The sequence below is a fragment of the Rhodoferax sp. genome, assembly GCF_025354435.1.
Taxonomy (GTDB): domain Bacteria; phylum Pseudomonadota; class Gammaproteobacteria; order Burkholderiales; family Burkholderiaceae_C; genus Rhodoferax_B.
The window spans coordinates 1-23596 of record NZ_JANXMU010000044.1; the positions used below are offsets into that span (position 1 = coordinate 1).

The following is a 23596-nucleotide window of genomic DNA, read 5'->3' on the forward strand; positions in this document are numbered from 1 at the left end:
TTGCAGAAAGGCCTGGGTGGCAAACACCAGCAGCAAGGCCAGCACCAGCGTACCCACGTCGGCCAGGGTGACGGTGACCCCGCCGATGTTGAACAGCTTGTCGGCAAACAGGCTGGGGAAGGGGTGGGCTTCGGCGCTGTACCCGGCCCGCATGCCGTTGCGCAGGGCGATGCTCAGGCCGATGGTGGCCACCACGATGGGCATCATGCCGAACTTGAACAGCGGGTCCACAATGCCGCGCTTGAAGGCCCAGCCCAGCACGGCGGTGGCCACGATGCAGGTCAGCAAAAAGCTCACCAGAAACGGCGCACCCATGTTGATGAAGGCCAGCATCATGAAGGCCGGCAGCATCACGAATTCGCCCTGGGCGAAGTTGATAGTGCCTGCCGCCTGCCACAAGAGCGTAAAGCCCAGGGCCGCCAGCGCGTAAATGCCCCCGGTGGCCAGGCCACTGAAGAAGAGTTGGAGAAAATCGGTCACGGGGGCTCCTGGGAGGGTGGTAGAACAGCGGTGGTTAAGTACTCAGTCGCCGCAAAAGCGAGAACGTACGCTGTCCAGAAACACCGCAGAACTGGCTTTGCCAGGCTGCAGGTGTTGCCCCCTGCAAGGGGGGTGGCGAAAGACGCGCAGCGCTGAAGCCTGGGGGTGTGCCTATTTTTTAGCGGCTGGCATCTTGGCGTTGACGTTCGCTTCGTTCAGCGGCGGCACCATGGCAATCACTTCCTGCTTGCCGTTCTTGACTTCGACGATGAAGCTTTCGCGGTCCAAGTCGCCGTTCTTGTCAAATTCGACATTCATTAGCACGCCGGGGTATTTGTCGGTAGACACCTTCAGGCCGTGCAACACAGCTGCCACGGCCTTGCGGTCGAGCTTGCCGACCTTTTCAATCGCGGCCTTCAGCACGTACATGCCGCTGTAGCCCTTCATGCCGTTGTGGTCCGAGGTGTAGCCGTAGGCCTTTTCAAACTTGGCGCGGAAGGCGCGGATGGCCGGAATCGGCGCGTCCACTGTCAGGCCCACGTGGGCAATCGCGCCATTGGCTGCGTCGCCTGCCAAGTCAATGACCTTTTGGCCGGTGAGGGTGGTTTCGCCAATGATGGGCTTGGTCCAGCCTTGCTTGCGCAGTTCGCGCAGGGCACGTGCGGACTCTTCTTCGTTGGTGTAGACAAACAACGCGTCGGCATTGCTTTGCTTGGCTTTCAGCACCGGGGCCGAGAAATCGACCTGGCCGCTGTCGGTGGAGATTTCCGCCACGATCTTGGTGTCGGTGCTGGCCAGGGCCTTCTTGATGGAATCCAACCCGCCCTTGCCGAAGTCGTTGTTCACGTACACCACGGCCAGGGTTTTGGCCTTGGTCACCTGGTTGATGTAGCGCGCCAATTTGGGCATGGCGGTGGACTGGGTGAAGCTGGTGCGGAACACATAGGGGTTGCCCTGCTGGGTGATGCTGGCCGCTTCGCCACCCGTGAAGTTGGGGATCTCGGCGCGGCGGCTTTCTGCCATGCTGACCATGATGGAGCCCGAGAATACCGGGCCGAAGATGGCAAACACGTCGTTGTCGATGGCTTTTTGCGTCAGGCCCTTGGCGATGCCGGGGTTGCTTTGGGTGTCGGTGGTGATGGTCTCGATCTTCTTGCCCAGGATGCCGCCTTCGGCATTGATCTCTTTGACTGCCAGTTCTTCGCCGTTTTTGAAGTTGGTGCCCGCTGTGGCCCCGCCGCCCGACAACTCGACGATATTGGCGATTTTGATAGTTTGTTGGGCAAAAGTGCCGCTAGCGCAGGCAGTAATTGCGCAAGCAGCTATCAATTTGAGAGTAACGCGTTTAGGGGAAGTAGTGGCCATGGTGTGTCTCCGGGTGGTTGTTGTCTAAAAAGTCAGGCGGGCTTGCGTATCTCGCCGAGCAACTCGGCAGGGTAAATCAGTTCGCGTAGAAAATCGGCATCTTCGCGTATCTTTTGGGCCGCATCGGTGAAGCCAAAAAAATCCAGGTAGCAATGGGTTTGCTGGATCATCATCTCGAACCCGGGCTCGGCCACCAGACCGCGTGCGCGGGCGGCGCGCACTATGGGCGTGGGCTGGTTCTTCATCAAAATATCGACCAGCGCTGCGCCCGCGTCCATGCGCGCCACATCGCAGGGCAAGGGGTCTGTAGCCTTCAAACCCAGAGGCGAGGCGTTGATCACTACATCGAATCCGGCGGGGTCGTTGCTGGCGGCGGCCCAGGCTTTGACGGGCGAGCCCGCCGTGATGCGTGCAGCGGCTTCGGCGGCGCGCTGCGTACTGGGATCAAAAAAGGCGATTTCGGCCGGAGCCTGGGCACCGGCCAAGGCCAGCGACGCACCAATTGCCGCTGCCGCACCGCCTGCACCCAAAATCAACACGCGCTTGGCGGCATAGGCAATGCCGAAGTAGCCCAGGCTGGCCACGAAACCTTCGCCATCAAACAGGCCGCCTTCGAGCTTGCCGTCGGCCCTGCGCCGCACGCCGTTGACCGCACCAGCCATGCGGGCGATGTCCGACATGCTGTCTAACGCGTGCAGCATCGGCGCCTTGTGCGGAATGGTGACCCACAGGCCGTGCACATTGGGGGCGGCAAACGCGCTTTGCACAAACGCCTGCAGATCGGCCGGAGCCACCTGCACCGGCACCAGCACGGCGTTGATGCCGAGCAGCGCAAAAATGCGGTTGAAGCTGGTGGGAGCCTGCACCTGCTCGACCGGATGGCCGACGATGAAGTACACGCCGGTGTGGCCGTCGATGGCGTGTACGGGGGCGGCGGTGGACGCGGTGGAGGGCTGGGTGGACATGGTGGTGGGCGGCAGAAATTTGATTGCGAATGTAGAGGCTTGCGCCGTACGTCGGATGCAACTGCTTGCAATTTTGCGCGATTAGTGAACGATGTTGCGCGACAATCGAACGGAATGAGGGTTTTCCTATGATTTCTTTGCCACCTCCCGCCCCCGATGCTTTGGACCGCCGCGACTGGATCGCCGGGCTGGAGAAAGGCCTGGCCCTGCTGGAGTCCTTCAGCGAAGCCCATCCGCGCATGAACGCCACCCAGGCCGCCCAGCGCGGCGGCCTGACCCGCACCGCCGCGCGCCGCTATCTGCTGACGCTGGCGCACCTGGGCTACGTGGGTACCGACGGCAAGCTGTTCTGGCTGACCCCGCGCGTGCTGCGCCTGGGCCAAAGCTACCTGGATTCGGCCCGGCTACCGCGCATCGTGCAGCCGTTTTTGCAGCGCGTGACCGCAGGCACCATGGAGGTGGCGTACCTGAGCGTGCTGGACGGCGACGACATCGTCTACATCGCCCGCAACGGCCCCAGCCGCGCCATGAACACCGGCTACGTGCTGGGCGGGCGGGTGCAGGCCCAGGTCACGGCGGCGGGCCTGCTGATGCTGGCCCAGCGCACCGCAGAGCAGCGCGAGCAATGGCTGGCCCAGCGCACCTGGCAGACCTACACGCCGCACACCATTACCGACAAAGAGCAGTTGCGCACCACGCTGGTCCACATCCGCGCGCAGGAATGGGCCCTGTCCGAGCAGCAGCTGGAGTTGAACTACCGTGGCATCGCCGTGCCTCTACGCGACCGCAACGGCGATGCCGTCGCCGCCCTCAGCGTCACCATGCCCATGGGCCATGAACCCGCCGCCGATGCCGTCGCCCGCGTGCTGCCGGTGCTGCGCGAGACGGCGCAGGCGATGCGGAATTTGATTTGAGGAGCAGGGCGTTGCAACGCCCACCAGCCCACCAAAACTACGCTTTCCATAGCGACCAGTGCAGGCGCTATAAGCGTTAAGCCTCGATTTTATGCTTTAAAAATTCCATAAATCTTTACGCACCAGAACCCCTTCCACTAGGGTAAATGCGGATCCCCAATCCTTTTAACGATCCGTACACTGAACCTGCATTCAGGATGCTGATCGTCAACCCGCTGCAAGCGACCGGCACCTTTCCACACCACCGCAGCACCACGAAAGAGACAAGGACCCCATGCAACAAGACATTCGAAAATCCATCGACGAAGGGGCCATGGTCCGCTTCCAGTGGCTGGCCGTGGCCATCTGCGTGATGCTGGTGATGCTGGACGGGTTTGATGTGCTGGTGATGGCCTTCACGGCCTCTAGCATTTCGGCCGAATGGCATTTGAGCGGCGCGCAACTCGGCGTGCTGTTCAGCGCCGGGCTGGTGGGCATGGCGGCGGGTTCGCTGCTGCTGGCTCCGCAAGCCGACCGCTATGGCCGCCAGGCCATCATCCTGGTGTGCCTGGCGCTGATCACCGTCGGCATGCTGCTGTCGGCGCTGGCGCAGAGCAGTCTGCAACTGGGTCTGCTGCGCGCGCTGACCGGCGTGGGCATTGGCGGTATGCTGGCCAGCGTGGGCGTGATCACGGCCGAATACTCGTCGCAGAAATGGCGTAGCACCTGCGTCGCCTTCCAGGCCACCGGCTACCCCATCGGGGCCACGCTGGGCGGCATGGTGGCGGCCGTGCTGCTAACGCACTACGGCTGGCGCTCGGTGTTTGTGTTTGGCGGCCTGACCACCTTGGCTATGGTGCCGGTGGTGCTGTGGCTGCTGCCGGAATCGGTGGACTTCTTGTTGGCCAAGCAGCCCCAGGGCGCGCTGGGCAAGCTCAACACCTTGCTGCGCAAAATGCAGCGCCCTGTGTTGCAAAGCCTGCCCGCACGGTCGGTGCCTGTGGCCGGTGCGGCCCCGGTGGGCGGCTTTAAGTCTTTGTTCTCGCCCGCCATCCTGCGCTCTACGCTGCTGATCTGGAGCGCATTCTTTCTGCTGATGTTCAGCTTTTACTTCGCGCTGAGCTGGACCCCCAAGCTGCTGGTGGCCGCAGGCCTGTCGGCCCAGCAGGGCATTACCGGCGGCGTGCTGCTGAACCTGGGCGGCATCGTCGGCGGTACGCTGTTTGGCGTGCTGGCTTCGCGGCTCGACCTGGGCCGTTTGACCGCGGCCTGCCTGGCCATCACGGCGGTGGCGATGGCGGTGTTTGGTTACGTGACCGGTGCGCTGGACCTGGCTTTCATGGCGGCGTTTGGCATCGGCATGTTCATCTTTGGCGGCATGGCCGGGCTGTATTCGTTTGCGCCCATCATCTACCCGGCGGCGGTGCGTACCACCGGCATGGGCTGGGCCATCGGCATTGGCCGCATGGGGGCCATCCTGGCCCCGCTGACCGCCGGTGTCTTGCTCGACAGCGGCTGGGCACCGCCCCAGCTCTACTACGTGTTCGCCATTCCGCTGCTGCTGGCCGTGGTGGCGGTGCTGGCCATCCGCGCCAAGGCACCTGTGGCAGCCCGTGCATCCGGCACACTGTCTGCAGCCCATTGATACATAAACCCAAGGAGCCCCACATGTTCCCCAAAAACGCCTGGTACGTCGCCTGCACCCCCGACGAAATCACCGATAAGCCCCTGGGCCGCAAGATCTGTGGCGAATCTCTGGTGCTGTACCGCGGCCCCGATGGCCAAGCCACCGCGCTGGAAGACTTCTGCCCGCACCGGGGAGCGCCCCTCTCGCTGGGCAAGGTAGAGAACGGCAAACTCACCTGCGGCTACCACGGGCTGGAGATGGGCTGCGACGGCAAAACCGTGGCCATGCCCGGCCAGCGCGTACGCGGCTTCCCGGCCATCCGCGCCTACCCGGCCATCGAGCGCTACGGCTTCATCTGGGTCTGGCCCGGCGACGCGGCCCTGGCTGATGAAGCCAAGCTGCACCACCTGGAGTGGGCCGAAAACCCCGCCTGGGCCTACGGTGGCGGCCTGTTCCACATCCATTGCGACTACCGCCTGATGGTCGACAACCTGATGGACCTGTCGCACGAAACCTATGTGCACGCCAGCAGCATCGGCCAAAAAGAGATCGACGAGACGCCCACCAAAACCGTGGTGAATGGCGACGAAGTCATCACCAGCCGCCACATGGAAAACATAAGCGCCCCACCTTTCTGGCGCATGGCGCTGCGCGGCAACGGTCTGGCCGACGACGTGCCGGTGGACCGCTGGCAGATCTGCCGCTTCACCCCACCCAGCCACGTGATGATCGAAGTGGGCGTGGCCCACGCGGGCAAGGGCGGCTACGACGCAGCGGCCGAGCACAAAGCGGCCTCCATCGTGGTGGACTTCATCACGCCCGAGACTGAAACCTCGATCTGGTACTTCTGGGGCATGGCGCGCAACTTCAAGCCCGACGATGCCGAGCTCACCGCCACCATCCGCGCGGGCCAGCACACCATCTTCAGCGAAGACCTGCAGATGCTGGAGTTGCAGCAGCGCAACCTGCTGGCCCACCCCGAGCGCAAGCTGCTGATGCTGAACATCGACTCCGGCGGCGTGCAGTCGCGCAAGGTGATCGACCGTCTGCTGGCCGCTGAAGCACCGCAGCAGGTGGCGGCATGAGCACGGTGCGCGTGCGGGTGGCCCGCAAAACCACCGAGGCGCTGGACATTTGCAGCTTTGAACTGGTGGCTATGGACGGCGCGCCGCTGCCCGCGTTCACTGCCGGGTCGCACATCGACGTGCATCTGCCGGGCGGTTTGACGCGGCCGTATTCGCTGTGCAACGACCCCACGGAAACGCACCGCTACCGCATCGGCGTGCTGCGCGACCCGGCTTCGCGCGGTGGATCTATGGCCATGCATACGGCGGTAGCTGAGGGCGATGTGCTGGAGATCAGCGCGCCCAAGAACCACTTTGCCCTGGCCCCAGAAGCTACCCGCAGCCTGCTGCTGGCGGGCGGTATCGGCATCACGCCCATTCTGGCCATGGCGCAAACCCTGGCCCAACAGGGCGCGCCGCTGGAGATGCACTACTGCACCCGGGCCGAGGAGCGCATGGCTTTTCGCAGCGAAATCGCGGCTGCCGCATTTGCCCGCGACGTGCACCTGCATTTCGACGACGGCTCCAGCATGCAAAAGTTGTCCTTGCCCGACCTGCTGGCCGAGCCGCAGCCGGGCGTGCACCTGTACGTGTGCGGCCCCACCGGCTTTATGGACGCGGTGCTGGCCACGGCCCGCGCCAGCGGTTGGCCCGAGGCGCAGTTGCACTACGAATTCTTCTCGGCCAACGTGGCCCCTTCGGCCAATGACGCGAGCTTTGAGGTCAAGCTGGCCAGCTCGGGCCGGGTGGTGCGCATCGCCGCCGACCAGACCGTCGCCAAGGCCCTGGCCCTGGCTGGGGTGGACATTCCGCTGTCGTGCGAGCAGGGCGTGTGCGGCACCTGCCTGACCAAGGTGCTGGAGGGCGAGCCCGACCACAAAGACTTTTACCTGACCCCGGAAGAGCAGGCCGCCAACGACCAGTTCACACCGTGCTGCTCTCGGTCAAAATCAGCGCTTCTCGTCCTCGACCTCTAAGCTGATGCCCCTGTCCACCCTGATCGCCCTGCAAGACCAACCCGGCCACCTGATCCGCCGTGCCCACCAGATCGCGGTGGCCAGCTTCCACGACCACCTGGGCCGGGAGGTCACCCCCGTGCAATATGCGCTGATGCGTACGCTGCAAGACCAGCCCGGCATCGACCAGAGCACCCTGGCGCTGGCGGTGGCGCTGGACACCTCCACCACCGCCGACATTGCTGTGCGGCTGGAGGCCAAGGGCTGGATCACCCGGGCCGTGCTCGCCCGCGGCCAGCGCAGCCTGTCGCTGACCCCCGAGGGCGTGGCCCTGCTGACCTCGCTGGTGGACGGCATGGCGCAGATGCAGTGCAACCTGCTGGGCGGCCTGGAGCCGCAGGAGCAGGCCGATCTGCTGCGGCTGCTGCGCAAGTTCATTGAACCCGACTCAATCAAGCGCAAAGGGCGTTGAGGTCATTTGCTATTAAAATAATAGCTACTAGTGCATATGGAGTAAGCGACAGAGCCCTAAAAAGCTTGTAATTTATGCCGGTGGCAGTTACCGGTACAGCCCCAGCGCGCCAATGCGGCGCTCGATCTCGGTGGCCATCTTTTTGTAGCCGGGGCCGTCCACACCGCCAAAGCGCTTCTGGAATTCGGCCATCTGCAGGTCTTCGGGCAGGTCGCTGACCTTGGGCAGCAGGTCGGCATCGCTCAGGCCTTGCGCCAGGCGCTTTTGCAGGCTGAGCTGGGCGGCGGCACCGCCGGTGGCGAGTTCCCCCAGGCGGGTGCCGGCGCGGTCGGCGGCCAGGTCGTTGAACGAGAAGCCGCTGCCGCCTTGCGCATCGTCCAGCTCTTTGTACACGCCCACCATGTCGGCCAGCGGGCTGCCCGCGGTGGCGGCCAGCGCGGCAGAGATGCTGAAGTGCTGGGCGGTGTCGGTCCGGCCCGCCAGTGTGGTGGTGCGCGGCGCGGGCCTCGGCCAGTCGCGCGCGGCGGGCAGGATGGCCCCGATGCCCTTGCCATTGACATAGAAGGCCAGGGCGACCAGGGCGGCGCGGTGTTCGTCGGCCAGGCTGTTTTTGTCGTCGCTGCGCTGGGCCGAGAGTTCAAACAGGGGCTGTGCCAGCGCGCCCAGGCTCAGGCCGCGCGGGCCAGGCTGGGCCGCCACTTCGACCAGGCGGCCTTGGTAGGCTTGCAGGCGGGCCTGTACCTCGGGGGGCACCAGGGCGGCCTGCAACTGGGCGGGGATGGCATCGTTCCAGACAAACTGCACGCTCAGCACGCCGTTGCGCACGCCCACGTGCTGGATGCTGTCGGCCGCTGCTGCTGCGGGGCTGGCCTGCAGCCGCCACAGGCCAAAGCGCAACAGTTGGTTGGCAATCTTGGGCGGCACGGTGAGGCGGCCCAAGGTGAGTTGTTCAACCTTCGGTGTGCCCGGTGTCTCAGTCAGCACGGCCTGGATGTTCAGGTAGTCGCCAAACGGGTTGGGCGGCAGGAAAGTGCTGGCGCGCAGGGTGGCGCTGCCGTCTTGCAGCACCATCTGTGCGCGGGTGTGGGGGCGGTGGCTGGCGATGTAGGCCACGGCCAGGTTCAGGTCGTCTTCGCCCAATTGCAGGGTACGCAGCGCGCCGGGCGGCGTTTTGCGCGGGTCAATGCGGGCCAGCAGGCGCTGCGCGCTGGCCATGCGGCTGGGGGTGAAGGCCAGGCTTGGAGCCGGGGCCAGCAGCGGCGTGTCGTCGATGGCCAGGTACGCGGCCCAGGCCAGGGCCAGCGGGATACAAAGCAGAAGAATGGCGAAGAGGTAGCGCAGCAAGCGGCGAATTCGGGACCAGAAGAGGGGCATTTTTAGGGGGGAGTGAAAAAACTCACGTCATTGCGACCGCCAGTTTTGGCGCGGTACATGGCGTTGTCGGCCCGGGTAAGCAGCTGCTGTAAATCGGTGCCGTCATGGGGATAGGTGCTGATGCCAATGCTGGCAGTGACGTGCACACTGTGCCCGCACAGCAGATACACGGGTTCTACTGTATGCAGGATTTTATCGGCGATATCACGCAGTGCTGCAAAGCTGTGCTGTTCCTCGACCACCACGATGAATTCGTCGCCGCCCAGCCGGGCTACCAGGTCGCCGCCGCGCATGCAGGACTGGAGGCGCTGGGCCACTTGCCGCAGCAGTTGGTCGCCCACGGCGTGGCCCAACTCGTCGTTGACGGTCTTGAAGTGGTCCAGGTCGATGAACATGATGGAAAACGGCATGCTTTTGCGTTCGCACCGGGACAAAATGCGCCGCAGCGCGTCCATGCACATGGCGCGGTTGGGCAGGTCGGTGAGTTCGTCGTGGTAGGCCTGGTGCTGCAGGGCTTCTTCGGCCCGCTTGCGCAGTTCGATGTTGTTGAGCGCATTGAGCAGGCATTCCCGCCCCTGGAACTGGATGCGTTGGGTGGACACCAGGGCCCAGAAGGTGTTGCCCTGGCTGTCTTTCATCTCTACTTCCCAGTCCTGCATGCTGTCCTGGCCTTTGAAGCGTTGCAGCCACAGCGCGCGTTCGTCCGGGCGGCATTAGAAGATTTTGGAATGGGCGTGCTGCAAGTCTTGCATGGTGGTTTTGAACTGCGCCAGCGCCCGCGCGTTGGCATACAGCACGGCACCGCCGTGTTTCAGCGTAATCGTCATCGGAAAGGGGCTGACCTGCAGCAGTTTTTGCACCTGCCGCTCGCCCTCCTGCAAGGCCCGCTGCAGGGTTTCGCTGTCGCGTACCAGGCGGCGCGAGAACACCAGGGCGGCGGCAGCCAGCAGGGTGGCCGCTACAAACATGGTCCACAGCAAGACGCTTTTGGCCCGCCGCGAGGCTTCACCAAGCGAATAAGAGAAGGCATCTGCCAGCGGTGCCAGCTTCAGGCTGATCTGGTGCAGTTCCTCCTGGATGTCGCTGGCCATGGGCGCGTCCAGCGTCTGGGTGATCACGGCGGTATGCAGGCGTTCGCCCGCCAACCGTAGCTGGTCGATGCTGGTGTCGGCCGTGGCCCAGAGCGTGACGGCCCGGTCGATTTCGGCCATTTGGCGAAAGTTGCGGAACAGGCCGATCATTCCGTCCACATCGGCGGGGTGGTTGCGCCCTTGCAGCAGGCCTTGCCGGGAAATATGCAGATCGGGCTGGGGCTTTTCCAGTTCCAGGCGGAACTGGCGGTCGCCCAAAATGATGTCCAAGGCGCTGGAGTAGGCTTGGTAGTCGCGTTCGTCGCGGGTGTTGGCATAGCGGGACAGGGCGTAGATGGCATCCCGTTCGGCCTTGGACCACAGACCTTCACCTCCCACAAAAGCCCTCGCCGCCGACAGCACGCCCATGCTGTAGTAGGCAAAGCCCAGGGTGGCTCCAACTAGGGCCAGAAACAGCCAAGCAATCAAGATCAGGCGCTGCCCACGCCGGGCCGGTGGCTGGGAAGCTGTTTCCTGGGGCTGGGTGGGCGCCATGTTACTTACGCTTACATCAGTGCTTGTGTCCGCAGTATAAGAACATGTCCAGGCCCGTAGGGGCGAAAAAATCAGCTGTTGGCTGGGGCCTTGGCTACCTTGGGCGTGGCTTTGACAATGTTGCAGTGCAGCTTGAGTGCGGCCATCGCTTCCACCAGCCGGGTATCGCGTTCATCCAGCAGGTCGCGCTGGTTTTCTTCCACAAAGTTCTGCCACAGCGTCTGGTAATCACCATGGTGCTCGTGCGGGGCGTATTCGCGGATGAAATCGCTGGCCTGCTGCGGGTGAAAACCGCCTTTGCGGATTTTGCGCACGATGCTGGCGGCGGTGGTCTCGGTCAGCGTGGTCTTGCGCGCCGCGCCGGTGGCGATACACAAAAACAGCGTGATCAGCGAGCTGTCGTCGGTGTGCCGCTGGGTCACTTTCAGCCACTGGTCGGAAATCGCCCGGTCGAGTTCGCTGATGTCGTCCACGCCTTCGTCCAGCCAGAAGTAGCGGCCCATGAAGGCCAGCGACTGGATGAACAGCTTGCGCGGCTTGACGGTGGCGTCCAGAATTTTGGGCAGATCGTGTTCTTGCATGCTCTCCAGCGTGGCCTGTAGCACCGGCTGGAACTGTGCGGGCATGCCTTTGGGCAGCGCCAGCGGCACGGTTTTGCCACCCTCGGCGCGTTTGCGCAGCAGGTTGACCACGGTTTCAAACTGCGCCCAGTTGGGCATCAGGCTGCGGCCTGCGGCAGCGCACAGCAGAGCCGTGCGGATGACGGCCTCGCTGTCGGTGTCGGCGGCCTGCAGCTCGCGCCGGGCCACGCCCAGCTTTTGGGCGCACCAGATGGCGGCCTCAATGCGGGTTTCGATTTCGCTGCGCTTGGCCAGCTCCAGCTGAATTTCAGGCAGGGGCTTCAGGGCCCATTTGGCCAGCACCGGGATCAGCTCGTCGCGGAACTCACCACTGTCTTGCATGCTGAAGTGGGTGTTGTCCGGCAGAGTCAACAGGGCTTTGAGCATGTCGGAACCGGCTTTGGAGCGCGACAGGATGGAGTGGTCACGCAGCAGCGTGGCCGCCGCGTGCAGGTCGCCATCACACACATGCTCCAGGTGCAGGCTGATCAGGTTGACCATGCGCTCGCGCGATTTTTCCAGCTCGGGCCGCAAAAATTCGGTGCCGAAGTAGCGCGCGATCTGCACCATGCCTTTGGGTGCATCGTTGCGAATCGACTCCAGCTTGGCCGCGTCGATCAGCCCGTGCTGCAGGCCATAGCGCAACGCTTTTTCAAAGAATGGGCGGTGGTCGTAGATGGCAATGCCGGTGTCTTGCATGGTTTAAATTGCCGATTCTTCGTCTGGGTCCACCGCGCGTTTTTGCGAACCTTCGCCTTCGCCGTGGGTTTCGCGGAACGGGGTGTGGCCGCCTTGGTGGTGGCCGTCTTCTTCCTCCTCGGATTCTTCTTCAAAGGCCTTGACGCGGGCGCGCAGGATCACCATGACTTCGATCAGGATGTCGGGACAGTGGGTGCGCAGCAGCCAGGTGAATTCCATCCAGTCGTGGTCGGCGACTTCGTCTTGGTCGACCTTGAAGTCGTTGTACATCTGGGGCACCAGTTCGGCCTCAGACAGCACCGCGCCCGTGTCTTCCGAGGCTTCAAAGGTGCCGGTACGCAAAAAGCTTTCGACCCGGCCCCAGTGGTCGGCCAGGTAGTCGGCCAGCGCATCGCAGCCGCCTTCGCGTTCGCCAATGGCGCGCAGAAATTCGACCGGGTCGTTGTCGTCCCGGAAGATGACCGAATTCATCATGCCGCGCAGGTGGGCGTGGGTCAGGTCTTTGTACTGCTTTTCAATCACCACGGCGCGCGAGAACTGCTCGGGCGTGACCAGCAGGTTGATGACCGAGTCTTTGGACGGGTCGTATTCGCGGATCACGGCCAGCAGGTCTTTGGGCGGCAACTGGTCCAGCGCCAGCACCAGGGCGTGGTCGCCTTCTTCGTCGGCCAGGGTGACCAAGGCGGCTTCGGCGCCGACGATGTCGCCAGCGAGGATCAGGCTTTGGGCTTTGATGATGGCGGGGTAGTGCATAGCGGTTTAACCTTTAGGGGGCTTGTGGTCGAAGCCTTGTTCTTCCATCCAGGCCGCACCCGCGTCTTCGCGGTCGCGGGCTTCTTGTTCTTCGGGGTCGATATCCAGGTCTTCTTCGTCCTCGTCATCTTCCACCGGTGCGCCGCGGTCGTCGGCGCGGGTGTACAGGTATTCCAGGCAGGCGGCGATCACCATGAACTGCTCGCCCGTGGGCTCCAGCAGCACGCGGTCGGCCATCGCCTGTGCCCAGGGGGTCAGGGTGATGGTGCGGCCCAGCTTGTCCCAGTCAGGGAATTCCTCGGGTTCCAGCGCCACCAGCAGGTCCATGGCCTTGGGGCTGGGGAAGCGAAAGCCCTGGTGGAAGGCGGCAGCCAGCATTTCCGGGCTGTCGTCCATCATCACCAGCAAAAATTCGAGCTGGCTGCGCTTTTCTTTCAGGCGCTTGTCGAGCACGTTTTTGCCTTCGGAGTCGGACACCAAGTCGTCCATTTCGGCATCGTAGGCGCGGGCATGGTTGGCAAAGTAGCGGGATAGTTTCATTGCAGTGCTTGGTCTAAGTAGTTGTGCCAAATTTCGCGGGCGGTTTCCAGTGGATCGTCCAGCAGACCCCGGCGGCGGTTGTCGTCATAGGTTTTGCGTCGTTCGTCGTCACTCAGCACATCGTAGGCGGTTTGCACCGCCCGGAAAAGCTGCGGGGCATCGGCCGAAGCGTTGCGGTCCGGGTGGTACTGGGCGGCGCGCTGCCGATAGGCTTTTTTGATATCGGCCAGCGTCGCGGCAGCAGATAGGCCTAGCGCGGCATAGTGGTCTTGCATGGGGGAGTGTCTTCGCAAAAAAAGACAGCCCGACAGGCTGCTGTCGGGCTGTGCTTGGTTGGCGACGCGGCATCGTCGGAAAGTGATTTTAACTGCCCGCCTCACAGAGCTGATTTTTAAGGAAAATAGGCCTCTGGCGCTTGTAGGATATACGGTAGTAGCTATATTTTAGATAGCAAAGCTGTTTTCACAGTGCATCCGCCACCAGCCGGAAGTCCGGGTCTTCGGCAAACGGCTTTACGGTAAAGCCCAGCCTGCGCATCCGCTTGGGCATGCTGGGGCTGCTGGCCAGCACCAGGCCATTGATTGAGCTTTTTGATCCTTTGTCTGTTCGATTTCCGCCTACCAAAGAGCGGTATCAATGGCCACGAATCAGCCTCGTCATCAGCGCTGCGGTCCGTCGTCTCAGCGGTGTTTCACGTCTCTGTGCGGGCGTGACAAGACAGAGCGTGGTCTTGATCTCGGGACGCTCAAACGGTGACACAACCAACCGCTTGGGATGTGCAAACACACGGATGGCATCTTCACTCAGTGTTGCGTGCCCGATGCCGGCACTCACAAGATCGAGGATCACCGATACGCTGGAAACTTCCCATTCCACATGCATAGGCACGCCCGCCATGGCCGCTGCAGACTCCATCAATCTGCGATAGGTTTGCCCTCTCTCGGGCATGATCAAAGAGTACTTCGACAGGTCCTGCAAGGTCACCGGGCCGGTGGGAGCCTGATCCGCCGGACTGACAAGGCACAGCCGCTCTTCTCGCAGAGGCTGGATTTCGAGCGACGACACGGGCTCTGGGCTGTGGACCAGCCCGAGGTCGCAGCGCCCTGAAACCAGCCATTCGGTGATGTGTGTCGAAAAGCCCTCGATGATCGCCAGATGGGCCTTGGGCATCTCGTCGCGGAAGGCCTGAATCAAGGGCAGCGTGTGCAGGCGCGCCAGCGTAGGCGGCATCGCGATCACGATGTTCCCGGTGGGGTCGTCACGTTGCGTGACCGCGTTCTCCTTCGCCTGCTCGACAAGATGCAGGATGCCGTAGCAATGGTCGAGCAGCCGACGACCGGCCTCGGTAAGCTTCACTCCCCGGCCGTGGCGCAGCAGCAAGGTGTCGTGCAACTCCACCTCCAGCGCGCGTACCTGCCGGCTCAGGACCGGCTGCGCTGCGCCAAGTACCAACGCGGCCTTGCTGAAGCTTCCGTGCTCGGCAACACGCACGAACGTCTCGAGTTGATTCAGGTTCATGTCCAGATTTTCCTACAAGCCATACTTTCAGTGTATAGCTGCTAGCGCCAGCTAGAGCTTGCTGGTGGTGGCTTGCACCTTCAAAATCGGGGCTGGTCGATGTGTACTGCCAACTTGTCCAAGCCACCGCTGGTCGGCGTACCGGTAGGCTATTTCGCAGATATCTATAAGAGTCTCGCTGTAGCGAGCGCAATCTAGGAGACAAAATGAATACAGAAAACACCGTCGTGGATTCGTCGCAGCCGAAAATACGGCGAGCGTGGTACCGCGTGCTGTGGGTTCAGGTGCTGGTGGCGATGGCCTTGGGCGTCGTCCTTGGGCATTTCTATCCCGATGCCGGGAAGCTGATGCAACCCCTGGGCGACGGATTCATCAAACTTATCCGCATGCTGATCGCGCCGATCGTGTTCTGCACTGTGGTGCTCGGCATCGCCAAGATGGGCGACATGTCGAAGGTCGGCAAGGTCGCCATCAAGGCCTTGATTTACTTTGAGGTGATGACCACGGTGGCGCTGGCCCTGGCGCTGGTCATCGTAAATCTGTGGCAGCCGGGCGTGGGCATGAACGTCAACACGGCGGCGCTGGATGCCGGGTCGGTGAAGATGTACGTCGACCAGACCAAGTCGCACGGCACGGTGAGCTTTCTGATGGACATCATTCCGTCGACATTGGTGGGCTCTTTCGCAGAAGGTAACGTCCTGCAGGTTCTGCTGATCTCGGTAATCCTGGGCAGCACGCTGGTCGCCATCGGGCCGCGTGCAAAACCGGTGATACAGCTGCTGGACATTGGCTCGGAGATGCTATTTCGCGCCGTCGCCATCGTGATGTACCTGGCGCCGATCGGGGCATTCGGAGCGATCGCCTTCACCGTGGGGCGCTATGGTGCGGGAGCGCTTGCGTCGTTGGGCAATCTGCTGATCTGCTTCTATTTCATCTGTCTGGTTTTTGTGTTACTAGTTCTGGCACCGGTGTGCAAATTCCTGGGTTTCAGCCTCTTCAAGCTCCTGCGGTATCTGCGCGAGGAACTGTTGATCTGCTTTGCAACTACATCCTCCGAAGCCGTGCTGCCGCGCATGTTGACCAAGATGGAAAACCTCGGTTGCAAGGCCAGCGTCGTCGGTCTCGTGATTCCGACAGGCTATTCGTTCAACCTCGATGGAACTTGCCTGTACCTGGCTACGGTGGCGGTGTTCCTCGCGCAGGCCACCAATACGCCACTGGACATCTACCAGCAACTTCTGCTGCTCGGCGTATTGCTGCTGACATCTAAAGGTGCGGCAGGCGTCGCTGGGGCCGCATTCGTGGTGCTGGCGGCGACGCTCTCGACCGTGGGAACCATTCCAGTGACGAGCGTTGCATTGATTCTGGGTGTGCACCGCCTGCTCGCTGAAGGCCTGGTTCCGACCAACCTCATCGGAAACGCAGTGGCCACTATCGCCATCTCCAAATGGGAGGACGGGCTGGACGAAGAGCAGATGCACCGGGTACTGAACCGTGAATAACGCAACACCAACCTTCACATCACAGAGTATTCGCATGTCCATACATATCCCAAAATCCAAGCAATGGGCTGCCAGCACCATTGCTGCAGCAAGTGTTTTAGCGTTTGCCACAAACGCGGCCGCCCAGACCAGCGTGCAGCTCTACGGTCTGGTGGGCACCTATGTCGCCAGCATCAAACGCAGCGACACCGTTGTGCGGAACTCCGTAGTGGGCTCCGGGGGATTGACCACCTCTTACTTTGGTTTGCGTGGAAAAGACGATTTGGGGGGCGGACTGGCCAGCGTGTTCCAGCTGGAGAACTTTTTCCAGCCGGATACCGGCGGTGCAGGCCGTTCGGCCAAGGACCCCACCGCGTTCTCCCGCAGCGCCTGGGTGGGGCTGCAGGGTGATTTGGGCTCGCTCACGCTGGGCAGGCATACCTCGCCGTACTACGTGGCGATGCAGGCGGTGAATCCGTTCCAATCTTCGGTGGTGTTTTCACCCCTGGTGCTGCAGTCCTACGTGGCCACGTTCGGCGGGACCCTGATTGGCGACACGGTTTGGGACAATGCAGTGCAATACCTGTCCCCCAAAGTGGGCGGGGTAACCGGCATGGTAATTTACGGCGTGGGTGAGGTCCTTGGCAACACCGCCGTCAACAATGCGGGCCTGAGCCTGAACTACACCAGTGGGCTACTGGTGGCTGTGCTGTCGGCACAAAACGTGCGCACCGCCGCAGTAACGCCGTCAACCGGCCAACGGGCGTACCAAGCAGGCTTCAGCTATGACTTCGGTAAAGCCAAGTTATATGGATCGGCGCAGGGTACCGACAATGCAGTGACGGATATCAAGACGCACACCTACCAGGTCGGCACTTCCATTCCGGTGACTGCCGCGGGCGCGGTGCTGGTTTCATGGGCCCATACCAGCACCGACAACCCGAAGGCCGCATCTGTTAACCGCAATACCGCGGCGCTGGGCTACGACCATTTTCTGAGCGTGCGAACCGACGTTTACGCCACGTACCTGTACGACAAGACGAGCAACCAAGCCGTGGGCAATAGCGTAGGGCTAGGCATCCGCCACCGGTTCTAGGGGGCAGGCTGTCACAAGTTGTGCGCCACCAGCCGGAAGTCCGGGTCCTCGGCAAAAGGCTTCACGGTAAAGCCTAGCCCGCGCATCAGCTTGAGCATGCCGGGGTTGCTGGCCAGCACCAGGCCTTCGATCTCGCTCAGGCCTTTTTCGCGGGCGACTTCCATGATGCTGAGCATCAGCCGCGTGCCCAAGCCTTGGCCGCTGTAGGTGTCGGCCACCACCAGCGAGAACTCGCAGCTGGTGCTGTCGGGGTTGGTGATGAAGCGCGAGACACCCAAAATGCGTTCGGTCTCGGTGATGCTGCCGCCGTCGGCGACGCTGCGCTCCTTGAACACGGCCACCAGGGCCATTTCGCGGTCGTAGTCCATCAGGGTGAAGCGCGACAGCATGCTGGGCGGCAGCTCGGACAACATCGACACGTAGCGGAAGTAGCGGCTTTCGGCCGACAGGCCGCGCACCAGATCTTGCAGCATTTGGGCATCGTCGGGGCGGATAGCGCGCACGGCGTACTGGCCACCGCCGCGCAGCGGCCACACATGTTCGTAGTGGGTGGGGTAGGGCAGGATGGCCAGGTGCTGGTAGCTTTGGCCGCGCCCGCTGTGGCCTACAGGGGCACTGTCGATGACGATGCGCGCATCCACCGCCACCGCACCCGAGGCATCGACGATGACCGGGTTGATGTCCATCTCGCGCAGCTGGGGCAGGGCGCAGACCATTTCCGACACTCGCATCAGCACCTGCTCCAGCGCGTGCATGTCCACCGGGCTGGCACCGCGCCATTCACCCAGGGTTTCGGCCACCCGAGAGCGGTCGATCAGGCTGCGGGCCAGAAACTGGTTCAGCGGCGGCAGCTCCATGGCCCGGTCGTTCAGTAGTTCGATCATGGTGCCGCCCGCGCCAAAGGCGATGACGGGGCCAAACGGGTCGTCGGTCACCAGGCCGATGTAGATTTCGCGGCCGCGCTTGTGGCGGGCCATGTTTTGCACCGTGACACCGTTAATGCGAGCCTGCGGCATCTGCCGGGCCACCAGGGCCACCATGTCGTTATAGGTATCGCGCACGCCCACGGCGTTGGCGATGTTCAGCGCCACGCCGTCCACGTCGGACTTGTGGCTGATGTCGGGCGAGTCGATCTTTAGCGCCACCGGGTAGCCGAGCTGGGTGGCGATCATCATGGCCTCGTTGGCACTGCGGGCCAGCACGGTGTGCGTCACCGGAATGTGGAAGGCGGCCAGCAGGGCCTTGGATTCCATCTCGGTCAGCACCTTGCGACGCTCGGCCAGCACGCTCTCGATCAGCAGGCGCGCACCTTCGATGTCGGGCTTGGCCAGCGCTGACAGGGGTGGCGGGGTTTGCTGCAGCAGGCGCTGGTTTTGGTAGAACGAGGCGATGTTGCCAAACGCGCCCACCGCAGCTTCGGGCGTGCGGAAGGTGGGAATAGCCGCCGCATTAAGCAGCGTGCGCGCGTCACCCACCGAGGCATCGCCCATCCAGCAGGTCAGCAGCGGCTTGGTGGTGCGCGGCATGAACTCGGCCAGCGCCGTGGCAATGGCGCTGGCATCGCAACCGCCTTTGGGCGAGTGGATCACCAGCAAGCCGTCTATTTGCGGGTCGGCGCTGGCGGCTTGCACGGCGGCCAGGTAGTGGGCGGGCGTGGCATCTTCGGACAGGTCCACCAGGTCGGTCAGCGTCGCCAGCGGCGGCAGTTGGGGCCGCAGGGCGACGACGGTGGCGGGGCTCAGGGTGCCCAGTTGCAGGTTGATCTCGCAGATCCAGTCGGCCGCCAGCACGCCGGGGCCGCCGCCGTTGGTCACGATGGCCAGCCGCTTGCCCACCGCCCGGTAGCGCGAAGCCAGGCATTTGGCGGCCGAGAACAGCTGCACAAAGGAATGCACCCGCACCGCCCCGGCCCGGCGCAGGGCTGCGTCGAACACGTCGTCGCTGCCCACGATGGTGCCCGAATGGGTTTGTGCCGCCTTGTTGCCCCCAGCTTTGTGCCCGGCTTTCAGCACCACCACCGGCTTGGCGTTGGCCGCCGCGCGCAGGGCGCTCATGAAGCGGCGCGCGTCCGAGATGCCTTCCATGTAGACCACGATGCTATGGGTATGTGCGTCGTTGGCCAGATAGTCGAGCACCTGGGCCAGATCCACCGCCGTGTTCGGCCCCAGCGACACCACGGTCGAAAAGCCTACGGCGTTCTGCTGCGCCCAGTCCAGGATCGACGCGGTCAGCGCGCCCGACTGCGACACCAGCGCCAAATGCCCCTGCGCAGCCAACGCGCCCGCCACGCTGGCGTTCAGCCCCCGGCGCGGGCTTTGGAAACCCAGGCAGTTGGGCCCCAGCAAATGCATGCTATGGCGCTTGGCCACCCGGTGCAGGTCGGCCGCCAGCGTGGCGTTGATGCCGCTGGACACCACCAGCGCCGAGCGGCATTTGATGCGCCCGGCCACCTCTAGCGCAGCGGCCACGTCTTCCGGTGGCAGGGCGATGACGGCCAGGTCGGCCCGGGTTTGCGCCAGGTCGGCCAGCGTGCCGGTGGTATGGATGTCCAGAAAGCTGAGCGTGCCGCTGAACGCCTGCGCCTTGAGCGCCGCGACCAGCGCCTGGGCCTGTGGCGTAGGGGCGGCACCGGCAAACACCACGATGGAGTCGGGAGCAAAAAGGGAGGTCAGGTAGTGTTTGTCCATAAGTCATCTTAGAACAAGCCCTTGCTTACCGCGCTATGCCGCCCACGCTTTCAGGTGGTCGATGAACCATCTGCCCGCAGGCCCTGGTGGCGTTGATGCCGTATGCAGGGCCGACATCGCCAGCGGGTAGCCGGTGGGCGGCATGCCATCCACATTCAGCACGACCAGCGTGCCCGCTGCGATGTCCTGCGCCACCATGTGCAGGGGCATGTTGCCCCAGCCCACGCAGTCCTTCAAAAAAGCGTACTTGGTGGACAGGTCTGCCAGCCGCCAGGTGGAGGGCGACAAAACGCCGTAGTCCCGGCCCGCCATCAGCTGGGACCGGTCGGTGAGCACCAGTTGCACGTGCTGCGCCAGCAGGCGCTTGGGAATCTGCTCTGGTATGTGGGCCAGAGGATGGCCAGATGCCGCCACCATGACCAGCGTGACCTCGCCCAGGCGCTCGCTCACCAGCGTGGGAAATGCCACCGGCAGGGCCGCCAGAATGCCTAGGCTGCAACGCCCGTCCAGCACCGGCTGGTAGCCCGCACCCAGGCCTTCTACAAACAGCCGCAGCGGGGTGAGCGGAAACCGGCTGGCAAATGCTTTGGCGGCTTCGGTGATCACGGACGTGGGAAAGAACACATCCACCACCACCGACAACTCGGCCTCCAGGCCCGCCGCCATGAGCTTGGCCCGGGCCTTGAGCGTGTCCACGCCTGACACGATGTTGCGGGCATCGGCCAGCAACAGCACGCCTTCTGCGGTGAGCTTGGGGAAGCGGCCTGTGCGGTCAAAAAGCGTGACACCGATCTGCCCCTCCAGACTGCTCACCCAGCCGCTTACCGCCGATTGCACGCGGTTGAGCTTGCGGGCGGCGGCCGAAAAGCTGCCTTCATCGACCGCTGCGATGAAGGTTCTGAGTTGGTCGAGTGAAACGCCATCCAGCATAAGTACGCAATCCATCCCAAAAACAGATGGATTACATCTCAATATACCGTCTTTTCAGAAGACATCAAAGGACGCACCATTCACCCACCTACCCACTTTGAAGGATTTATATGCGTTCCACCCTTATTGCGGCAGCTTTGGCTGCCACTGCTTTTGTCGGCGCCGCCCACGCGGAGGTCGCCACCTACAGCATCGACCCTAGCCACACCTTTGTGACGTTCGAGGTCAGCCACTTTGGCACGTCCACCAACCGCGGCCGATTCGACAAGAAAGAAGGCAGCATCCAGCTCGACAAGGCGGCCAAGACCGGCACGGTCGAATTGACGCTCGAAACCAGCTCTATCAGCACCGGCACGGTAGCTTTCGACAAGCATTTGCAGAGCGACAGCTTTTTCAACTCCGCCAGTTTTCCTGCTGCGAAGTTCGTCGCAAACAGCTTCAGTTTCAACAGCGACAAGGTCAGCGAAGTGGCTGGTCAGCTGACCCTGCTAGGCCAAACCCACCCCGTCGTGCTCAAGGCCAGCAACTTCAATTGCTACACCAATCCGATGCTCAAGCGCGAAGTCTGTGGCGGGGATTTCGAGACCACCCTCCAGCGCAGCCAATGGGGCATGGGCTGGGGTATCAATCTGGGTATCCCCGACACGGTGAAGCTTGCAGTGCAGGTTGAAGCCGTCAAACAGTAATCCACCCGCAACCCATCCAACCCACTATTCAAGGAAATTACCATGACCTATTCCATCATCGGCTCCGGCAACGTCGGCACAGCCCTGGCCCGCCAGTTCGCTCGCAATGGCATTCCCGTTGGCATCGCCAACACCCGCGGATCCGACTCCCTGGCCGCACTGGCGGCAGAACTGGGCGGCACCGTCACGGCCATGGCGCTGCAAGACGCATTGCAGGCGGACACCATCCTGCTGGCCATTCCTTTTCTTGCCCACACGGCGGTGGGCGCTGCGGCATCGGACTGGGCCGGTAAAACCATTGTGGACGCGATGAACACCTACGGCGTACCGCCCGAAGCGCTTGCAGGTAAAGCCTCTAGCGATGTCGTGGCGGCCGCGTTCCCGGGGGCCAAAGTGGTCAAGACGCTGAACCAGTTGCCCGCCAAGCTGTTGGCGATGGACCCCGCCGAACACGGGGGCCGCCGCGTGATGTTTGTCGCGGGCAACGACGAGGCCGCATCTGCGGCGATCGCGCAATTGGTGGCCGATCTGGGTTTCGCCCCCATCCTGCTCGGCAAGGTCAGCGAAGTCGGTGCCTTGCTGGAAAAAGGCGGGCCGCTGGTGCTGCAGAACCTCATCAAACAAGGGTGATGTTGTCCCGCCCCATCGGGATGCCTTAGCCCTCCGCCACCTGCAGTACCAGCTTGCCAAAGTTCTCGCCCGCAAACAGCTTTAACAGCGTCTCGGGGAAGGTGTCCAGGCCCACCACCACGTCTTCCTTGCTGACCATGCGGCCGTCTTTTAAATAACCGGCCAGCTCGGCCACGGCCACGGGGTAGCGGTCGGCGTAGTCGAACACCACCATGCCCTGCATGCGGGCGCGGTTGACCAGCAGGCTGAGGTAGTTTTTGGGGCCCTGGATGGGCGTGGTGGTGTTGTACTGGCTGACTGCGCCGCAAATCACGATGCGGGCCTCGCGGGCCAGCTGGGCCAGCACCTGGTCCAGGATGTCGCCGCCCACGTTGTCAAAGTACACGTCCACCCCGGCAATGCAATGCTCTTTGAGGCCATTGCGTACCGCGTCCGGTCCGGCCTTGTAGTCGATGCAGGCATCAAAACCCAGGGTCTCGACCACCCAGGCGCACTTGGCTGGGCCGCCTGCAATACCCACCACCTGGCAGCCCTTGAGCTTGGCCAATTGGCCTACAGTCTGGCCCACGGCCCCGGCTGCGCCCGACACCATCACGGTTTCGCCCGCCTTGGGCTGGCCGACGTCAAGCAGGCCGAAGTAGCCCGTCATGCCGGGCATGCCCAGCACGTTGAGCCATTGGGTCAGATTGCCGAGGGCCAGGTCGATCTTGAACAGGCCATTGCGGTGCAGTTGCTCTTTGGGAATCAGCATGTACTCCTGCACACCCAGCGAGCCCGATACGTGGTCGCCCACCGCAAACAGCGGGTTTTTAGACTCCACCACCACGCCCACACCACCTGCGCGCATTACCTCGCCAATGCCCACCGGCGGAATGTAACTTTTGCCCTCGTTCATCCAGCCGCGCATGGCCGGGTCGAGGGATAGGCTGAGCACCTTGACCAGCACGCCGCCCGCTACGGGCGGCTGGACCGGCTCGGTGGTGGCGCTCCAGTTGGCGCGGGTGGGCAAGCCGGTGGGGCGGCTGGCAAGGCGAATCTGGTGGTTGGTGGTCATGGTGTCTCGGCTTAGATATGTAAGAAAGGGATGGTAACCACTACAGTTTCCTTGACACTTCGCAACCGTGACAAGCTGCGG

22 protein-coding genes and 1 pseudogene are annotated in these 23596 nt (G+C 63.0%); 9 read left to right on the top strand and 14 right to left on the bottom strand.

Annotation, left to right across the window (positions count from 1 at the left end; translation table 11 throughout):
- The 3 genes and pseudogenes from Q0T48_RS11420 to Q0T48_RS11430 all read right to left on the bottom strand — a co-directional run.
- Positions 1-480: pseudogene (locus Q0T48_RS11420) on the bottom strand (branched-chain amino acid ABC transporter permease); the annotation flags it as partial.
- Positions 481-651: 171 nt separating this feature from the next.
- A complete protein-coding gene (locus Q0T48_RS11425) occupies positions 652-1845 on the bottom strand; it encodes an ABC transporter substrate-binding protein (protein ID WP_295956397.1) in 1194 nt (397 codons plus the stop codon).
- A 32-nt stretch (positions 1846-1877) separates the two neighbouring features.
- Entirely contained in the window at positions 1878-2810 is a 933-nt protein-coding gene (locus Q0T48_RS11430) for a shikimate dehydrogenase (protein WP_295956399.1), read from the bottom strand.
- Between the two features lie 128 nt (positions 2811-2938).
- Between Q0T48_RS11430 and Q0T48_RS11435 the strand changes: the two genes are divergently transcribed.
- From Q0T48_RS11435 to Q0T48_RS11455, 5 genes are all read left to right on the top strand, one after another.
- The gene (locus Q0T48_RS11435; RefSeq protein WP_295956401.1) at positions 2939-3724 is read left to right on the top strand and encodes an IclR family transcriptional regulator C-terminal domain-containing protein; all 786 of its coding nucleotides are present in this window, start codon (positions 2939-2941) and stop codon (positions 3722-3724) included.
- 274 nt (positions 3725-3998) lie between these two features.
- Positions 3999-5348 carry an MFS transporter gene (locus tag Q0T48_RS11440; RefSeq protein ID WP_295956403.1) on the top strand — a complete coding sequence of 450 codons (1350 nt, stop codon included), beginning with the start codon at positions 3999-4001 and terminating at the stop codon, positions 5346-5348.
- Positions 5349-5371: 23 nt separating this feature from the next.
- Positions 5372-6415, top strand: coding sequence for an aromatic ring-hydroxylating dioxygenase subunit alpha (locus Q0T48_RS11445; protein WP_295956406.1), 1044 nt, complete (start codon positions 5372-5374; stop codon positions 6413-6415).
- Entirely contained in the window at positions 6412-7371 is a 960-nt protein-coding gene (locus tag Q0T48_RS11450; protein ID WP_295956407.1) for a PDR/VanB family oxidoreductase, read from the top strand. The genes Q0T48_RS11445 and Q0T48_RS11450 overlap by 4 nt, the downstream gene beginning before the upstream one ends.
- A gap of 4 nt (positions 7372-7375) precedes the next feature.
- The gene (locus tag Q0T48_RS11455; protein ID WP_295956409.1) at positions 7376-7822 is read left to right on the top strand and encodes a MarR family transcriptional regulator; all 447 of its coding nucleotides are present in this window, start codon (positions 7376-7378) and stop codon (positions 7820-7822) included.
- Between the two features lie 87 nt (positions 7823-7909).
- Here the strand turns inward: Q0T48_RS11455 and Q0T48_RS11460 are convergent, their stop codons facing one another.
- From Q0T48_RS11460 to Q0T48_RS11495, 8 genes are all read right to left on the bottom strand, one after another.
- Entirely contained in the window at positions 7910-9196 is a 1287-nt protein-coding gene (locus tag Q0T48_RS11460) for a hypothetical protein (RefSeq protein ID WP_295956412.1), read from the bottom strand.
- A gap of 2 nt (positions 9197-9198) precedes the next feature.
- Positions 9199-9855, bottom strand: coding sequence for a GGDEF domain-containing protein (locus Q0T48_RS11465; protein ID WP_295956414.1), 657 nt, complete (start codon positions 9853-9855; stop codon positions 9199-9201).
- Positions 9856-9909: 54 nt separating this feature from the next.
- A complete protein-coding gene (locus tag Q0T48_RS11470) occupies positions 9910-10821 on the bottom strand; it encodes a hypothetical protein (protein ID WP_295956416.1) in 912 nt (303 codons plus the stop codon).
- 71 nt (positions 10822-10892) lie between these two features.
- Positions 10893-12140: a hypothetical protein gene (locus Q0T48_RS11475; protein WP_295956417.1), complete on the bottom strand. Its 1248-nt coding sequence runs from the start codon at positions 12138-12140 to the stop codon at positions 10893-10895.
- A gap of 3 nt (positions 12141-12143) precedes the next feature.
- Positions 12144-12893 carry a hypothetical protein gene (locus tag Q0T48_RS11480; RefSeq protein ID WP_295956419.1) on the bottom strand — a complete coding sequence of 250 codons (750 nt, stop codon included), beginning with the start codon at positions 12891-12893 and terminating at the stop codon, positions 12144-12146.
- Positions 12894-12899: 6 nt separating this feature from the next.
- Positions 12900-13433 carry a hypothetical protein gene (locus Q0T48_RS11485; protein WP_295956421.1) on the bottom strand — a complete coding sequence of 178 codons (534 nt, stop codon included), beginning with the start codon at positions 13431-13433 and terminating at the stop codon, positions 12900-12902.
- The gene (locus tag Q0T48_RS11490) at positions 13430-13708 is read right to left on the bottom strand and encodes a DnaJ domain-containing protein (protein WP_295956423.1); all 279 of its coding nucleotides are present in this window, start codon (positions 13706-13708) and stop codon (positions 13430-13432) included. The genes Q0T48_RS11485 and Q0T48_RS11490 overlap by 4 nt, the downstream gene beginning before the upstream one ends.
- A gap of 358 nt (positions 13709-14066) precedes the next feature.
- Positions 14067-14951 (bottom strand): LysR family transcriptional regulator, encoded by an 885-nt coding sequence (locus Q0T48_RS11495; protein ID WP_295956425.1) that lies wholly within the window; start codon positions 14949-14951, stop codon positions 14067-14069.
- Positions 14952-15157: 206 nt separating this feature from the next.
- Between Q0T48_RS11495 and dctA the strand changes: the two genes are divergently transcribed.
- Both dctA and Q0T48_RS11505 read left to right on the top strand, forming a co-directional pair.
- On the top strand, positions 15158-16453 hold the full coding sequence (gene dctA / locus Q0T48_RS11500) for a C4-dicarboxylate transporter DctA (RefSeq protein ID WP_295956427.1): 1296 nt from the start codon (positions 15158-15160) through the stop codon (positions 16451-16453).
- A gap of 34 nt (positions 16454-16487) precedes the next feature.
- On the top strand, positions 16488-17528 hold the full coding sequence (locus tag Q0T48_RS11505; protein ID WP_295956429.1) for a porin: 1041 nt from the start codon (positions 16488-16490) through the stop codon (positions 17526-17528).
- Positions 17529-17539: 11 nt separating this feature from the next.
- On the opposite strand, the gene Q0T48_RS11510 is transcribed toward Q0T48_RS11505, so the two are convergent.
- Both Q0T48_RS11510 and Q0T48_RS11515 read right to left on the bottom strand, forming a co-directional pair.
- The gene (locus Q0T48_RS11510) at positions 17540-20215 is read right to left on the bottom strand and encodes a bifunctional acetate--CoA ligase family protein/GNAT family N-acetyltransferase (RefSeq protein WP_295956430.1); all 2676 of its coding nucleotides are present in this window, start codon (positions 20213-20215) and stop codon (positions 17540-17542) included.
- A gap of 33 nt (positions 20216-20248) precedes the next feature.
- On the bottom strand, positions 20249-21145 hold the full coding sequence (locus Q0T48_RS11515) for a LysR family transcriptional regulator (RefSeq protein WP_295956432.1): 897 nt from the start codon (positions 21143-21145) through the stop codon (positions 20249-20251).
- Positions 21146-21255: 110 nt separating this feature from the next.
- Between Q0T48_RS11515 and Q0T48_RS11520 the strand changes: the two genes are divergently transcribed.
- Positions 21256-21831 carry a YceI family protein gene (locus tag Q0T48_RS11520; RefSeq protein ID WP_295956434.1) on the top strand — a complete coding sequence of 192 codons (576 nt, stop codon included), beginning with the start codon at positions 21256-21258 and terminating at the stop codon, positions 21829-21831.
- 42 nt (positions 21832-21873) lie between these two features.
- The gene (locus Q0T48_RS11525) at positions 21874-22461 is read left to right on the top strand and encodes an NAD(P)-binding domain-containing protein (protein ID WP_295956435.1); all 588 of its coding nucleotides are present in this window, start codon (positions 21874-21876) and stop codon (positions 22459-22461) included.
- A 25-nt stretch (positions 22462-22486) separates the two neighbouring features.
- Here Q0T48_RS11525 and Q0T48_RS11530 read toward each other — a convergent pair whose 3' ends face one another.
- Positions 22487-23515 carry an NADP-dependent oxidoreductase gene (locus Q0T48_RS11530; protein WP_295956436.1) on the bottom strand — a complete coding sequence of 343 codons (1029 nt, stop codon included), beginning with the start codon at positions 23513-23515 and terminating at the stop codon, positions 22487-22489.
- Positions 23516-23596: the final 81 nt, after the last annotated feature.